The 14,434-nt window shown below is 71.3% G+C and carries 12 protein-coding genes; 5 read left to right on the top strand and 7 right to left on the bottom strand.

Going from position 1 to position 14,434, the window contains the following annotated elements:
* Positions 1 to 140: 140 nt before the first annotated feature.
* Positions 141 to 1,142, top strand: coding sequence for a porphobilinogen synthase (gene hemB / locus ACH4VX_RS24715; RefSeq protein ID WP_398370124.1), 1,002 nt, complete (start codon positions 141 to 143; stop codon positions 1,140 to 1,142).
* On the opposite strand, the gene ACH4VX_RS24710 is transcribed toward hemB, so the two are convergent.
* Positions 1,136 to 1,858 (bottom strand): DUF4232 domain-containing protein, encoded by a 723-nt coding sequence (locus ACH4VX_RS24710; protein WP_398370122.1) that lies wholly within the window; start codon positions 1,856 to 1,858, stop codon positions 1,136 to 1,138. The genes hemB and ACH4VX_RS24710 overlap by 7 nt on opposite strands.
* A gap of 212 nt (positions 1,859 to 2,070) precedes the next feature.
* Between ACH4VX_RS24710 and ACH4VX_RS24705 the strand changes: the two genes are divergently transcribed.
* Both ACH4VX_RS24705 and ACH4VX_RS24700 read left to right on the top strand, forming a co-directional pair.
* Positions 2,071 to 3,510: a helix-turn-helix domain-containing protein gene (locus ACH4VX_RS24705; RefSeq protein WP_398370120.1), complete on the top strand. Its 1,440-nt coding sequence runs from the start codon at positions 2,071 to 2,073 to the stop codon at positions 3,508 to 3,510.
* A 99-nt stretch (positions 3,511 to 3,609) separates the two neighbouring features.
* A complete protein-coding gene (locus ACH4VX_RS24700; RefSeq protein ID WP_398370118.1) occupies positions 3,610 to 4,821 on the top strand; it encodes a PLP-dependent aminotransferase family protein in 1,212 nt (403 codons plus the stop codon).
* A gap of 158 nt (positions 4,822 to 4,979) precedes the next feature.
* Here ACH4VX_RS24700 and argS read toward each other — a convergent pair whose 3' ends face one another.
* Positions 4,980 to 6,737 (bottom strand): arginine--tRNA ligase, encoded by a 1,758-nt coding sequence (gene argS / locus ACH4VX_RS24695; protein ID WP_398370117.1) that lies wholly within the window; start codon positions 6,735 to 6,737, stop codon positions 4,980 to 4,982.
* Positions 6,738 to 6,888: 151 nt separating this feature from the next.
* Between argS and lysS the strand changes: the two genes are divergently transcribed.
* The gene (gene lysS, locus ACH4VX_RS24690; RefSeq protein WP_398370115.1) at positions 6,889 to 8,631 is read left to right on the top strand and encodes a lysine--tRNA ligase; all 1,743 of its coding nucleotides are present in this window, start codon (positions 6,889 to 6,891) and stop codon (positions 8,629 to 8,631) included.
* 66 nt (positions 8,632 to 8,697) lie between these two features.
* Here the strand turns inward: lysS and ACH4VX_RS24685 are convergent, their stop codons facing one another.
* The 3 genes from ACH4VX_RS24685 to ACH4VX_RS24675 form a co-directional block, all read right to left on the bottom strand.
* Entirely contained in the window at positions 8,698 to 9,993 is a 1,296-nt protein-coding gene (locus tag ACH4VX_RS24685) for a DUF2637 domain-containing protein (RefSeq protein ID WP_398370113.1), read from the bottom strand.
* Positions 9,994 to 10,083: 90 nt separating this feature from the next.
* A complete protein-coding gene (locus ACH4VX_RS24680) occupies positions 10,084 to 10,926 on the bottom strand; it encodes a DUF3558 family protein (RefSeq protein WP_398370112.1) in 843 nt (280 codons plus the stop codon).
* 134 nt (positions 10,927 to 11,060) lie between these two features.
* Positions 11,061 to 11,867, bottom strand: a complete 807-nt coding sequence (locus tag ACH4VX_RS24675) for a DUF3558 domain-containing protein (protein ID WP_398370110.1) — start codon at positions 11,865 to 11,867, stop codon at positions 11,061 to 11,063.
* A 217-nt stretch (positions 11,868 to 12,084) separates the two neighbouring features.
* Between ACH4VX_RS24675 and ACH4VX_RS24670 the strand changes: the two genes are divergently transcribed.
* Positions 12,085 to 13,278, top strand: coding sequence for an RtcB family protein (locus ACH4VX_RS24670; protein WP_398370109.1), 1,194 nt, complete (start codon positions 12,085 to 12,087; stop codon positions 13,276 to 13,278).
* Positions 13,279 to 13,479: 201 nt separating this feature from the next.
* Here ACH4VX_RS24670 and ACH4VX_RS24665 read toward each other — a convergent pair whose 3' ends face one another.
* Positions 13,480 to 13,713 carry a hypothetical protein gene (locus ACH4VX_RS24665; RefSeq protein ID WP_398370188.1) on the bottom strand — a complete coding sequence of 78 codons (234 nt, stop codon included), beginning with the start codon at positions 13,711 to 13,713 and terminating at the stop codon, positions 13,480 to 13,482.
* Complete coding sequence (locus ACH4VX_RS24660; protein WP_398370108.1) at positions 13,617 to 14,393, bottom strand: SDR family NAD(P)-dependent oxidoreductase; 777 nt, start codon at positions 14,391 to 14,393, stop codon at positions 13,617 to 13,619. The genes ACH4VX_RS24665 and ACH4VX_RS24660 overlap by 97 nt, the downstream gene beginning before the upstream one ends.
* Between the last annotated feature and the right edge of the window lie 41 nt (positions 14,394 to 14,434).

Below are 14,434 nucleotides of genomic sequence, written 5' to 3'. Positions count from 1 at the left end.
GTCCTGGGGCGTAGGCCGACTGTGGTGGCCGGTGCGGGTCCCTTCCACCAGCATGACCCCTCGGCGGGGGTCCCGCACGCGGCCCCGGGCCGACTGCGCGTCGGTAAAGGCACGGGAGGGGCGGGCGTAGCGTAGGTGGTATGACGACGTACGGATCCTTCCCCGGCACGCGGCCCCGGCGTCTGCGTACCACCCCCGCCATGCGGCGCATGGTCGCCGAGACCCGGCTGCACCCCGCCGACTTCATCCTCCCGGCCTTCGTGCGTGAGGGCGCGGGCGAACCCGTGCCGATCACGGCGATGCCGGGGGTCGTGCAGCACACGCGGGACAGCCTGAAGAAGGCGGCGGCGGAGGCCGTGGCGGCCGGGATCTCCGGGATCATGCTGTTCGGCGTGCCGGAGGAGTCCGGGAAGGACGCGGTCGGGACGCCCGGCACCGACCCGGACGGGATCCTCCAGGTCGCCCTGCGGGACGTGCGGGCCGAGGTCGGGGACGACCTGCTCGTCATGTCCGACCTGTGCCTCGACGAGACGACCGATCACGGGCACTGCGGGGTCCTCGACGAGCGGGGGCGCGTCGACAACGACGCGACGCTGGAGCGGTACGCGGAGATGGCGCAGGTGCAGGCCGACGCGGGCGCCCATGTCGTCGGGCCGAGCGGGATGATGGACGGGCAGATCGGGGTCATCCGCGACGCCCTCGACCGGATCGGGCGGGAGGACGTGGCGATCCTCGCCTACACCGCCAAGTACGCCTCCGCCTTCTACGGGCCGTTCCGGGAGGCCGTCGCCTCCTCGCTGCGGGGCGACCGCAAGACGTACCAGCAGGACCCGGCGAACGTCCGCGAGTCGATGCGCGAGCTGGCGCTCGACCTGGAGGAGGGCGCCGACATGGTGATGGTGAAGCCGGCGGGTCCGTATCTGGACATTCTGGCCCGGGTCGCGGACGCGGTGGACGTGCCGGTGGCGGCGTACCAGATCTCCGGTGAGTACTCGATGATCGAAGCCGCCGCCGAGAAGGGCTGGATCGACCGGGACCGGGCGATCCTCGAGACGCTGACCGGCATCAAGCGGGCCGGTGCGCGCAACATCCTCACCTACTGGGCCACCGAAGTGGCCCAGAAGCTGGATGCCGTTCAGTAGGTGAGGGCGTCGGCCTGCGACTGCTGCCAGTACGTCACCGCCATGCTGCTGTCGTAGTACACGCCGTCCGCGGGCAGGCCCGGGACGGCCGACGGGCCGCCGTCGCTGTTCGGGGTGGAGCCCTGGAAGGCGACGGTGAGCTTGTGGGCGGTGGCGCCGCCGTCCCCGCTGCCGTCGGCGGCCGACAGGAGCACGCCCGCGTACGCCGTCTCACCCGGGGCGAGAGTGACCACGGCCTGCGGCTTCGACGCCTCGACGGGCTGCGGCACCCACTGCATCTCGTCGAAGCGGAGCACCGGGTAGTAGGTGAGGTCGCAGGTCCCCGAACCCGAGTTCTTGACCGTGATCAGCATGTGGTTGACGGGGCGGGAGACCGGCTGGGCGTCGACGGTGGTGTTGGAGCCGTTGCAGCTGACGCGGGCCTGCGGGCCGTCGTCGGACTCGGCCGTCCCGCCGCCGGCCTTGTCCCCGCCGCCGGTGCCTCCGTTGCCGGTGTCCTTGTTCCCGCCGGTCCGGGACGGGCCGTTCGAGGTGGAGTCGTCCTTCGCGGAGTCCGAGGGCTTGTCCGAGGGCGTGTCCGTGGTCGCCGTCGCGCCGGGCCGGGACGTGCCGGCGCCCTCGTCCTCGGTGCCCGTGCCGTCCTCGCAGGCCGTGAGGGCGAGGGCGGCGAGGGCGGCACCGGTGGCGGCGAGCAGACGGATGCGGGAGGTACGCATGGCGAATTCCTTTGTGTGAGTACGGCTTTGGCGTGACCGCTCGACCGGAGGCCGGGAGCGGCGTGCTTGGATGACCAGAGCTTGTTCGGTGATCCGTCCCGGCCGCCAGGCCTGGCGGGTCTTCCGGGACGCTGGAACGCTCGTACCGTTGTTGACCTGGGGAAACGACCGTTCCCTGGAACGGCGGAATGGGACGTGGGGTGGGAGGAACGGTGTCGCAGGACACGGCAGCGGCGGAGTTCGCCGCACGGTTGAGGGCGCTCAAGGAACGGTCCGGGCTGAGCTACGGGGTGCTCGCCAAGCGGCTCCACATGAGTACGTCGACCCTGCACAGGTACTGCAACGGGGACGCGGTGCCGACGGAGTACGCGCCGGTGGAACGGCTGGCCCGGCTGTGCAGGGCGAGCTCCGAGGAACTGGTCGAGCTGCACCGGCGGTGGGTGCTGGCGGACGCGGCGCGGGGGCGGAAGGGGTCGCCGCCGGAAGGAGCGGCGCCCGCGGGCGCACCGGCGCCTGCCGGCGAACCGGCGGAGGACGCGGCGGTCCGGGACCAGGAAGCGGACGGCCGCCCGGCGGCCGGGCAGCCGACGCCCGGGCAGCCCGGGGCCGAGGTCCCGGAAGCGGAGGTCCCGGAGGCGGAGGTCCCGGAGGCGGAGGTCCCGGAGGCAGGGCCCCAGGAGGCAGAGATCCCGGTGGTCGCCGGCCCCGGCGAGGTCCGCACCCGCCCCCGCCGCCGTACCCGTACCGCCGTCCTCGCGGGGATCGCCGTGGCCGCCGTGCTCGGCGGGGTCACGTTCGCGCTGGGCCTGCCGGACGGCGGCGACGGGGGCGGGAACGACCGGAAGGACCCGGTGGGAGCCGCGACCCTCGACGGCGGGGCGGACGGGAAGAAGGACGTCACCGCGTCACCGTCCGCCTCCGCCTCCGCTTCGGCCTCCGCCTCCGCGTCCGCGTCCCCCTCCGCGAAGGACAAGGAGGCGCCCCGTACCCCGGCCGCCGCCTCCACCACCCCGGCGGACGACGGCGCCGGGGACGCCGTGCCGCTGACCGTGCAGACCGACCCGTACGCGTGGGAGAGCCCCTGTTCGCAGCGGTACCTGGTCAACAGGCCGGCGAGCGGGGTGAAACCGCCGCCGACGGAGCAGGACGCGACGGCGTGGGTCAGTTCGTTCGGGGCCGTCCCGTCGGAGGAGCAGTACGTGCGGCTCACCGTGCAGGGGACCGGGGACGAGACGGTCGTCGTGGAAGGGCTCACCGTGCGGGTGGCGGCCAAGCGGTCGCCGCTCGCCTGGAACGACTTCGCCATGGGCTACCCCGGCGTCGGCTGCGGCGGTGACGTGCCCGCGCGTTCCTTCGCCGTCGCCCTGGACGCCGCCCGCCCGGCCGTGACGCCGGAGGCCGGACAGCGGAACTTCCCGTTCTCGGTGAGTGAGTCGGACCCCGAGGTCTACTACGTCACGGCCGACGCCTCCGCCTACGACGTGAGCTGGTACCTGGAGCTGAAGTGGTCCAGCGGCTCCCGCAGCGGCACGCTCACCGTGGACGACAAGGGGCGCCCCTTCCGCACCAGCGGCAACAACGGGCGTCCGGCGTACGAGTTCCCGCTGGGCGGCGAGGAGTGGGTCCCGGAGGGCACGACGAAGCTCGACTAGCCGGCCGGGCCGTCCGGATCGCGGAAAGCCGCATGTAGAGGGCACGCGGTTTCCTAGGCTGCGGGCACGCGTCGTCACCGCAGCCGAAGGAGCCGTGCCATGACCGTCACCGAGCCCGCCGCCCACGCCCCCACACCGCCGTTCGCGGCACGGGCCCGCACGGTCGGCGGCTCGCCCGTACGGGACATCCTGGCCGTCACCGCCCGCCCCGAGGTGATCAACTTCGCGGGCGGGCTCCCGGCTCCCGAACTGTTCGACACCGACGGCATCGCGGCGGCGTACCGGGCGGTGTTCGCCGAGACACCCGCACAGGCCCTGCAGTACTCCACGACGGAGGGCGAGCCCGCACTACGGGCGGCGCTCGCCGCCCGCACGGCCGCCCGCTCCCTGCCCACCGGCTCCGACGACCTGCTCGTCACCACCGGATCCCAGCAGGCCCTCTCCCTCCTCGCCACCGTGCTGCTCGAACCCGGTGACACGGTCCTGGTCGAAAACCCCTGCTATCTGGCGGCACTTCAGGCCTTCTCCCTGGCCGGGGCCCGCGTGGTGGCCGTCCCCGGCGACGAGCAGGGCCTCGACCCGGACGCGCTGGACGAGCTGGTGGCGCGCGAACGCCCCAAACTCCTCTACACCGTGCCCACCTTCCAGAACCCCACCGGCCGCACCCTGCCCGCCGCCCGCCGAGCCGCCGTCGCCGAGGCCGCCGCCCGGCGCGGACTGTGGATCGTCGAGGACGACCCGTACGGCGAACTGCGCTACGAGGGCGAACGGGTGCCGTGGATCGCCGCCCACCCCGGCGCCGAGGACCGCACCGTGCTGCTCGGCAGCTTCTCCAAGGTCATGGCCCCCGGCCTGCGCCTGGGCTGGCTGCGCGCCCCCGCCGACCTGCGCCGCGCCTGCGCCGTCGCCAAGCAGGCCGCCGACCTGCACACCCCCACCGTCAACCAGCTCGCCGCGGCCCGCTACCTCGCCGACAACGACCTCGACGCCCACGTCGCACGGGTCGCCGGGGCCTACGGCGCCCGCCGGGACGCGATGCTCGCCGGCCTGCCCGCCGCCCTCCCGGCCGGCTCGACCTGGACCCGCCCCGAGGGCGGCATGTTCCTCTGGGCCCGCCTGCCGGAGTCGTACGACACCACGGCCCTCCTCCCCGAAGTGGTCCGGCACGACGTGGCGTACGTCCCCGGCGCACCCTTCCACGCCGCCGACCCGGACCGGGCCACGATGCGGCTCTGCTTCGTCACGCAGACACCGGACGAGATCGCGGAGGGGCTGCGCAGGCTGGGGGAGGCGCTGCGCGCCCGACCCTAGGAGGGCGGCCGGCCCGTCGCGGCCGCGTCCACGCGGGCCTCGAATGCCGCCGGCACGCCGGGCGGGGGCCGGCAGTGACCGCGTGTCCCTCCGCCAGCGTTCGGCGGCGATCTCGTGCAGCACCAGCAGCCGGGCCACGGCGTGTGTCTTTCGGGTGCTCAGAGCCGCTCGGGCGTCCGGATGCCCAGGAGGGCCATGCCCCGGTGCAGGGTGGCGGCCGTGATGTCGCACAGGAACAGGCGGTTCTCCACCCGGGCCGGCGACTCGGCCTTCAAAACCGGGCACTTGTCGTAGAACGACGTGTACAGCGACGCCAGTTGGTACAGGTACGCGGCCAGCTTGTGCGGGGCGTACTCCGCGGCCGCCTCGAAGACCGTGTCCCCGAACGCGTCCAGGTGCAGGCCCAGCGCGCGCTCCGCCTCGTGCAGGTCCAGCTCCGGGTGGGCCGAGGGGCGGACCTCGCCGGCCTTGCGCAGGATGGACCTGATACGGGCGTACGCGTACTGGAGGTACACGCTGGTGTCGCCGTTGAGCGAGACCATCTGGTCCAGGTCGAACTTGTAGTCCCGGCTCGGCGACGTCGACAGGTCCGCGTACTTCACCGCTCCGATGCCGACCTGCGCGGCCCGCTCCCGGATCTCGTCCTCGGTGAGGTCGCGCGCCTTCTCCCGCACGACCTCCGCGGCCCGCTGCACCGCCTCGTCCAGCAGGTCCTCAAGGCGTACGGTCTCGCCCGCACGCGTCTTGAAGGGCTTGCCGTCCGCGCCGAGCACCGTGCCGTAGCCCATGTTGTGCGCGGTGACGTCGTCGCCGAGCCAGCCGGCCCGGCGGGCCGTCTCGAAGACCATCCTGAAGTGCAGCGACTGGCGCACGTCGACGACGTACAGCAGCGTGCTCGCGTGCAGGTCGACGACCCGGTTGCGGATCGCGGTCAGGTCGGAGGCCGCGTAGCCGAAACCGCCGTCCGCCTTCTGCACGATCAGCGGGACCGGCTGGTCGTCCTTGCCGCGGATCTCGTCGAAGAACACCACGAGCGCGCCCTCGGAACGCACCGCGACACCCGTCTCCTCCAGGATGCGGGCGGTCTCGGGCATGCCCTCGTTGTACGCGGACTCGCCGACGATCTCCTCGTCGCGGATCTCCATGTCGAGCTTCTCGAAGACGGAGTAGAAGTAGACCTTCGACTCGTCCACGAACTGCTGCCACAGTTCGAGCGTCTCCTTGTCACCGGACTGGAGGGCGACGACCCGCCTCCGGGCCCGCTCCTTGAACTCCTCGTCCGAGTCGAAGAGCACACGCGACGCCTTGTACACGCGGTTCAGGTTGCTCATGGCCTGCTCGCCGTCGACATCGGCCGCGGGGGCCAGCTCGCCGGGGTGCTCGAACAGGTACTGGATGAGCATGCCGAACTGGGTGCCCCAGTCGCCGATGTGGTGCCGGCCGATCGTCTTCTCGCCGGTGAAGTCGAGCATGGAGCGCAGCGCGTCGCCGATGACCGCCGACCGCAGGTGGCCGACGTGCATCTCCTTCGCCACGTTCGGCTGGGCGTAGTCGACGACCGTGACGCCCGGGTCCTCCTTCAGCGGCACGCCGAGACGCTCGCCGTCCGCGTGCCGCGCGGCGAGGTTCCCGGTGATCGCCCGGTCGGCGACGGTGATGTTGAGGAAGCCGGGGCCGGAGACCTCGACGTCCCGGATCAGGTCGCCGGTGGTGATGTGCGAGACGACCTCGGTGGCCAGCTCCCGCGGGTTCGCCTTCGCCTTCTTGGCCAGCGCGAGGATGCCGTTGGCCTGGAAGTCCGCCCGGTCGCTTCGTCGCAGCAGCGGGTCGGCGCCGGCGGCCTCGGGGCGGGTGGCCGAGAGGGCGGACGCGAGATGCTGCTGGACGGAGTCGGTGAGGGACGTGACCGAGGCCATGGAGTGGCTGCCGTTCTCTCGGGTTCGTGGACTGCTGCGAAAGTCGATTATCCCACGCGGTGAAAAGCGGTTTTCGCAGATGCGGGCCGGACTGGGAGAATGGAGCGGTCAGCCGTGCGACCGTACCGGCTGCCCGAGCAGAAAGAAGGACGTGCCGATCGTGGCTCAGAGCACCGAGACCACCGACTGGGTCTCCCGTTTCGCGGACGACGTCATCGAGGAGTCGGAGCGTCGGGCCCCGGGCAAACCTGTGGTCGTCGCGTCCGGTCTTTCCCCCTCGGGCCCGATCCACCTCGGGAACCTCCGCGAGGTCATGACCCCCCACCTCGTCGCCGACGAGATCCGCCGCCGCGGCCACCAGGTGCGGCACCTGATCTCCTGGGACGACTACGACCGGTACCGCAAGGTCCCGGCCGGGATCGCCGGCGTCGACGAGTCGTGGTCCGAGCACATCGGCAAGCCGCTGACCTCCGTCCCGGCCCCCGAGGGCTCCGCGTACCCGAACTGGGCCGAGCACTTCAAGGCCGCGATGACCGAATCGCTGGCCGAGCTGGGCGTGGAGTTCGACGGGATCAGCCAGACGGAGCAGTACACCTCCGGTGTCTACCGCGAGCAGATCCTGCACGCCGTCAGGCACCGCGCCGACATCGACGCGATCCTCGACCAGTACCGCACCAAGAAGGCCCCGGCGAAGAAGCAGCAGCAGAAGCCGGTCGACGAGGCCGAGCTGGAGGCCGCCGAGGGTTCCGGCGCCGCCGCCGAGGACGACGGCAGCTCGGGGGCCGCCGGGTACTTCCCGTACAAGCCGTACTGCGGCAACTGCGAGAAGGACCTGACGACGGTCACCGCGTACGACGACGACTCCACCGAGCTGACCTACGCCTGCACGGCGTGCGGCTTCTCGGAGACCGTCCGGCTCAACGAGTTCAACCGCGGCAAGCTGGTCTGGAAGGTCGACTGGCCCATGCGGTGGGCGTACGAGGGCGTGATCTTCGAGCCGAGCGGTGTCGACCACTCCTCGCCCGGGTCGTCGTTCCAGGTCGGCGGGCAGATCGTCGGGATCTTCGACGGCAAGCAGCCGATCGGGCCGATGTACGCCTTCGTCGGCATCAGCGGCATGGCGAAGATGTCGTCGTCCCGTGGCGGCGTGCCCACGCCCGCCGACGCGCTGAAGATCATGGAGCCGCAGCTGCTGCGCTGGCTCTACGCCCGGCGCCGCCCCAACCAGTCCTTCAAGATCGCCTTCGACCAGGAGATCCAGCGCCTCTACGACGAGTGGGACCGGCTCGACGCCAAGGTCGCCGACGGCACGGCCCTGCCCGCCGACGTCGCCGCGCACTCCCGCGCGGTGCGCACGGCGGGCGGTGAGCTGCCGAGGACGCCCAGGCCGCTGCCGTACCGCACGCTCGCCTCGGTGGCCGACATCACCGCCGGTCACGAGGACCAGGCGCTGCGGATCCTGAGTGACCTGGACCCGTCGAACCCGCTGGGCACGCTGGACGAGGCCCGGCCGCGCTACGACAAGGCCGAGGCGTGGATCAACACCCACGTCCCCGCCGACCAGCGCACCATCGTCCGCGCGGAGCCCGACGCCGAGCTGCTGAAGTCGCTCGACGAGCGGGGACAGCAGTCACTGCGGCTGCTGCTCGACGGCCTCGCCGACAACTGGTCGCTGGACGGGCTCACCCACCTCGTCTACGGCGTGCCCAAGGTCCAGGCGGGCTTCTCCGCCGACGCCACGCCCAAGGAGCTGCCGGCGGAGATCAAGACGGCCCAGCGGTCGTTCTTCGCGCTGCTGTACCACCTGCTGGTCGGGCGGGACACGGGGCCGCGACTGCCCACACTGCTGCTGGCGGTGGGGCAGGAGCGGGTGCGGGCGCTGCTCGGGGAGTAGGCCCCGGTCCTACGACGGAGGGGGCGCCCGGTGTGATCCGGGTGCCCCCTCCGTCGTGTGCGCGCGTCAGGCGATGTGGTCCTCTTCCATCTCTGCCGTGTGGCGTGCCTGGAAGCGTTCGGCGAGGGTCTTCAGCTCGCTCGAATTCAGGGTCGTGCCGTAGGTCGCCTGGATGTTGTCACCGAGGACGCGGGGCGTGGGGTAGCTGCCGTCTATCGACTGGCGGAACACCTGGTAGTACGCCTCCTCGTCCGGGTCGGAGGCGGGGGTGCCGCCGCCCTCGCCCAGCTCGCGGGTGCGGCCGCCGGGGACCACCGGGATGGGGAAACTGCCGGTCTCCTCCGGGGAGGGCTCCTGGAGGGGCGGCTCCTCCTGGTACTGGTCCTGGTACTGCTCGGCGTGCTGTTGCTCCGCGTACCAGCGGGCGTATTCCTCGTCGGGGTCGTAGGTGGGGTCGTAGCCGCCGTTGTACGCGACGGTGCGGGGGTCGCGGGCGTGGAGCCACTGGTTCTGGTCCGGGGCCGCGCCTCCCTGGGGTTCGGGGGTCTGGTTGCCCTCGAGTTCCAGGCGCTGCTCGCTCGGAGGTGCTGCCGCGCCCACCAGTGCCGCCCCAGCGGCACGACTGCCCGCAGCTGTCTCCGGTGTGTCGGGGGCCGGGGGGAGCAGGGCCGGTTCTATGCCTGCCGCCGCCAGACCCGCCGGGGCCGTTTCGGCCAGGGGGACGCCGTACTTGGCGAGGCGCAGCGGCATCAGGGACTCGACCGGGGCCTTGCGGCGCCAGGCGCGGCCGAAGCGGGAGCGGAGGCGGGCCTGGTAGACCAGGCGCTCCTGCTCCAGCTTGATCACCTGCTCGTAGGAGCGCAGCTCCCACAGCTTCATCCGGCGCCACAGCAGGAACGTCGGCACCGGCGACAGCATCCAGCGGGTGAGCCGGACGCCCTCCATGTGCTTGTCGGCGGTGATGTCGGCCATGCGGCCGATCGCATGCCGGGCCGCCTCCACCGAGACCACGAACAGCACCGGGATCACGCCGTGCATGCCCACGCCGAGCGGATCGGGCCACGCCGCCGCGCCATTGAACGCGATCGTCGCCGCCGTCAGCAGCCACGCCGTCTGCCGCAGCAGCGGGAACGGGATGCGGATCCAGGTCAGCAGCAGGTCCAGGGCCAGCAGGACGCAGATACCGGCGTCGATGCCGATCGGGAAGACGTAACTGAAGTTTCCGAAGCCCTTCTTCAGGGCAAGCTCACGGACGGCCGCGTACGAACCCGCGAAGCCGATTCCGGCGATGATCACGGCACCGAAGACGACCACACCGATGAGAACCCGGTGCGTCCGTGTCAGCTGAAGTGGCGCGGCCACCCGTACTCCCCTCCCAGTGCGTGTTGTTGCGCGCAACAGAGTGGCACATGTGTACGGGGGACGGGTGGCCGGTTCTCGTTCAGGGTCGGGTCAGCTCTTGCTCGACGCCTTCGAAGCGGACTCCGAGGCGGACTTGGAAGGCGACTTCGAGGCCGACTCGGACGGGGACTTCGAGGCCGACTCGGACGGCGCGGCGCCCGTGCCGTTCGCCTTCGTCACCGAGGCCACCGCCTCCTTGGCCGCCTTCTGCGCGTCCTTCATCAGGTCGTCGGCGTCCGGCGTCCTGTCACCGGCGAGACCGGCACCGTTGTAGTCGAGGGTGACGACCACGTTCTCGACGCGTGCCACGACCGTCTGCTGCTTGAAGGTGCCTTCCTTCTTCTTCAGGTCGTAACGCACCGCCGTCGCCTCGTCACCGGTCCCGCTGACCGGCTCCGCCTTGACGCTCTTCGCGCCCTCGGCCGACTGGGCGTCCCGCACCTGCTTGTCGTAGTACTCCTGGGCGAGCTTGTCCCCCGGACCACGGGTGGTGTCCGAGTCGAAGCGCAGCAGCGACACGTTCAGCCAGCGGAACTGCGAGCCCTTCACGCCGTTGTTGTCCAGACTGCTCCAGGAGCAGCTGCCCCGGGTGGAGACGTCGTCCGAGGTGCCCTCCTTGCCCGACTTCGCCTTCGGCGCCAGGTCGTCCAGGGTCTTCTCGGACAGCACCGCGCACGGCTCCGGGAGCCTCTTGTACGCAGCCGCCTGCACCGTCGGGGACGGGCTCGCGGACTGCGAGGCGGAGGCGGAGGCACCCTTGTCCTTGCCGTCGTCGGAGCCGGAGTCCGAGGAGCAGCCGGCGGCGACCAGGGGGACGGCGACCGCGCAGACAAGGACGCGGGTAAGGCGCTTCGCCCGCTTGTTTCGCGGGTCTCGCTGTGCTCGTCGCTGCATGGTTCCTTCACTCATGACGCTTGTGTTCCCTGCGGTCGGAACGGGGTCCGAGGGGTCACGGTACGCGGTGAGCCGCCCGTGCGGTCCTCCTTCGCGTGCTTCGCGCAGAGGGGTGGAGGAGCCGTGGACCGCGCTCAGCCACCCAGCGAATCGGCCAGCTCCGAGGCCAGCTTCCGTGCCCTGTCCTGCAATTCCTTGCTGTCCGGGACGACGCCGACGGTCATCGGCTGCTCCGCGTACTCGATGGTCACGATCACGTTGGACGTGCGGAACGCCACAGTCACCGTGCGCTGCCCGGCGGTCGAACCGGAGCTGTTCAGCTCGTCGTCGAGGAACGCCTCGTCGCCCAGGTCCTCCAGGAGACGGGGCTGGAGATCGGTGGGGGCGACGGACGGCGAGGCGGTGGTGGGCGACCCGGACGAGGAGGGCGAACTCGGGTCCGTGGAAGGGCCGATGGACGGAGTGCCGGTCTCCGTGGTCGTCACCGTCGGCTCCGGGAGCTGCGCCGCCGCCTGCCTGGCCGTGAAGAGTTCCCCGGCCTGGGCGTCGTCGCTGACGGCGTTGTCGTAGGAGACGGCCCGCTCGAAGTCGACCAGCAGATGGTCGGTCGCCTCCGCCGACTCCACCTTCCAACGACAGCCCACCTTGCGGTCGGTGTCGTACGTGAGGGTCGCCTCGCCCGCGTACGCCTTCTCGCGCTGCGCCTCGTCGGTCATCTCCCCGATGCCGGGCAGGAGTTGGTCGAGCGTGGTGTCCTCGACCACGCCGCAGGGCTCGGGGAGCGTGGCGTACCTGCCGGGCTGGGCCGCCTGGGTCGCCGTACCGGCGCTTCCCGGGTTGGAGTCGTCCGACCGGCCGCCGTCGTCCGAGCTGCCGGTGCAGCCGGCCAGGACGGCCGCCAGGAGCGCGGCGACGCCGGGTACGTACGCCTTCCGCTGCACGTTCGGGCTCCTCTCGACGGTGGGGTGCGGGCCGGTGCCCGCCGGGTCTCCCCAGTGTCCCCGCTGGTTAATCGCTTGCCGCACGGGGGCCTCCCCTGCAGACAATGTGTATCGCACGCACTGCCGTGGACGCCGGTCCGTCATCCCTTTTCGTCGACCTTGGCACCGGTTTTGCGATTCGATACTTCTGTTGGTTTTCCGGGGGAATGAGGACGTCATGTCGTACGTGGAAGTGCCGGGCGCGAAGGTGCCGATCCGCATGTGGGCCGACCCGGCGACGGTGGAGGAGGGCGCCCTCCAGCAGCTGCGCAACGTCGCCACCCTGCCGTGGATCAAGGGCCTGGCCGTGATGCCGGACGTGCACTACGGCAAGGGCGCGACGGTCGGGTCGGTCATCGCGATGCGGGGCGCGGTGTGCCCGGCGGCGGTGGGTGTCGACATCGGCTGCGGCATGTCGGCGGTGAAGACGTCCCTGACGGCGAACGACCTGCCCGGTGATCTGTCGCGGCTGCGGTCGAAGATCGAGCAGGCGATTCCGGTGGGCCGCGGTATGCACGACGACCCGGTCGACCCGTCCCGCTTCCACGCCTTCGCGACCGGCGGTTGGGACGACTTCTGGGGCCGGTTCGGTGGTGTGGCGGACGCGGTGAAGTTCCGCGAGGAGCGCGCCACCAAGCAGATGGGCACCTTGGGCGGGGGAAACCATTTTGTGGAGGTATGTACCGATACGGATGGTTCCGTCTGGCTGATGCTGCACTCCGGTTCCCGCAACATCGGCAAGGAACTGGCCGAGCACCACATCGGCATCGCCCAGAAACTCCCGCACAACCAGAACCTGGTCGACCGCGACCTCGCCGTCTTCGTCGCGGACACCCCGCAGATGGCGGCGTACCGCAACGACCTGTTCTGGGCGCAGGAGTACGCGAAGTACAACCGCTCGATCATGATGGCGCTCCTGAAGGACGTGGTCCGCAAGGAGTTCAAGAAGGCCAAGCCGGTCTTCGAGCCGGAGATCAGCGCACACCACAACTACGTGGCCGAGGAGCGCTACGACGGCATGGACCTGCTCGTGACCCGCAAGGGCGCGATCCGTGCGGGTTCCGGCGAGTACGGGATCATCCCGGGCTCCATGGGTACGGGCTCGTACATCGTCAAGGGCCTCGGCAACGCCGAGTCCTTCAACTCGGCGTCGCACGGGGCCGGTCGGCGGATGAGCCGCAACGCGGCGAAGCGGCGCTTCTCGACGAAGGACCTGGAGGAGCAGACGCGGGGTGTGGAGTGCCGCAAGGACTCCGGCGTCGTGGACGAGATCCCGGGTGCGTACAAGCCGATCGAGAAGGTGATCGAGCAGCAGCGGGATCTCGTGGAGGTCGTCGCGAAGCTGAAGCAGGTCGTCTGCGTGAAGGGTTAGGAGCCCGGTGGGCCCGGCATCGCACGCCGCGTCCACCGGGTCCGTCCGGTGACACGGACGCGCGTGGGTACGGGGTGCGGCCGAAGCGACGTGCCGACAGGACAGGCCGCCCTTCTCCGGACCCAGGCCGATCGGCGGCATCGCCACCGGCGGCGGAGAGGACGGCCACCGCCGTCTCCTGAGCCGGCCGGGACCCGGCCGTCACTTCGCGTGCGTCACCGCGTAGATCATGACGAAGGCCACGATGTGGATGCCGAAGAGGAAGTAGCCGAGGTAGTACCAGACGTAGCGTTCGCGCTTCTTCTCCAGGGCCAGGCGGCGTTGTTCGCTGTCGGACATCACTGCTCCCGGTGGACCTTCGTGTTGGAGGCCTGGGCGCGGGGGCGGACGACCAGCAGGTCGATGTTGACGTGGGGCGGGCGGGTGACCGCCCAGGTGATGGTGTCGGCGACGTCGTCGGCCGTGAGGGGCTCGGCGACGCCCTGGTAGACCTTGGCGGCCTTCTCCGTGTCGCCGCCGAAGCGGGTGAGGGCGAACTCGTCGGTCCTGACCATGCCGGGCGCGATCTCGATGACGCGCACCGGGCGGCCGACGATCTCCAGGCGCAGGGTCTCGGCGAGGACGTGGGCGCCGTGCTTGGCGGCGACGTAGCCCGCGCCGCCCTCGTAGGTGGCGTGGCCGGCGGTGGAGGACACGACGACGACCGTGCCGTCGCCGCTCGCGTCCAGCCGGGGCAGCAGGGCCTGGGTGAGGTTGAGGGTGCCGAGGACGTTCGTCTCGTACATCGTGCGCCAGTCCTGCGGGTCGCTGGTCGCGACCGGGTCGGCGCCGAGCGCGCCGCCGGCGTTGTTGACGAGGACGCCGACGGTCTTGAAGGCGGTGGCGAACTCGTCGACGGCCGCGCGGTCGGTGACGTCGAGGGGGTAGGCCGTCGCCGCGTGGCCGGCCGCGGTGAGTTCCTCGGCGAGCGCCTCGATGCGGTCCTTGCGGCGGGCGGTGAGGACGACGCGGTAGCCGGCCTCGGCGAGGCGGCGGGCCGTGGCGGCACCGATTCCGCTGCTGGCGCCCGTGACGACGGCGATACGGGACGCGGCGGGCGGTACGGCGGTGGCCATGGGCTGCTCCTCGGGCGGGCGGTGTGTGCGCGGTCGGGACC

Origin of the sequence: Streptomyces sp. NPDC020731 (assembly GCF_044334705.1) — a bacterium.
In the GTDB taxonomy this organism is placed as follows: domain Bacteria; phylum Actinomycetota; class Actinomycetes; order Streptomycetales; family Streptomycetaceae; genus Streptomyces.
The sequence above is the reverse complement of the archived record's forward strand: the minus strand, read 5'-3'. Positions and strand labels throughout refer to the sequence as shown.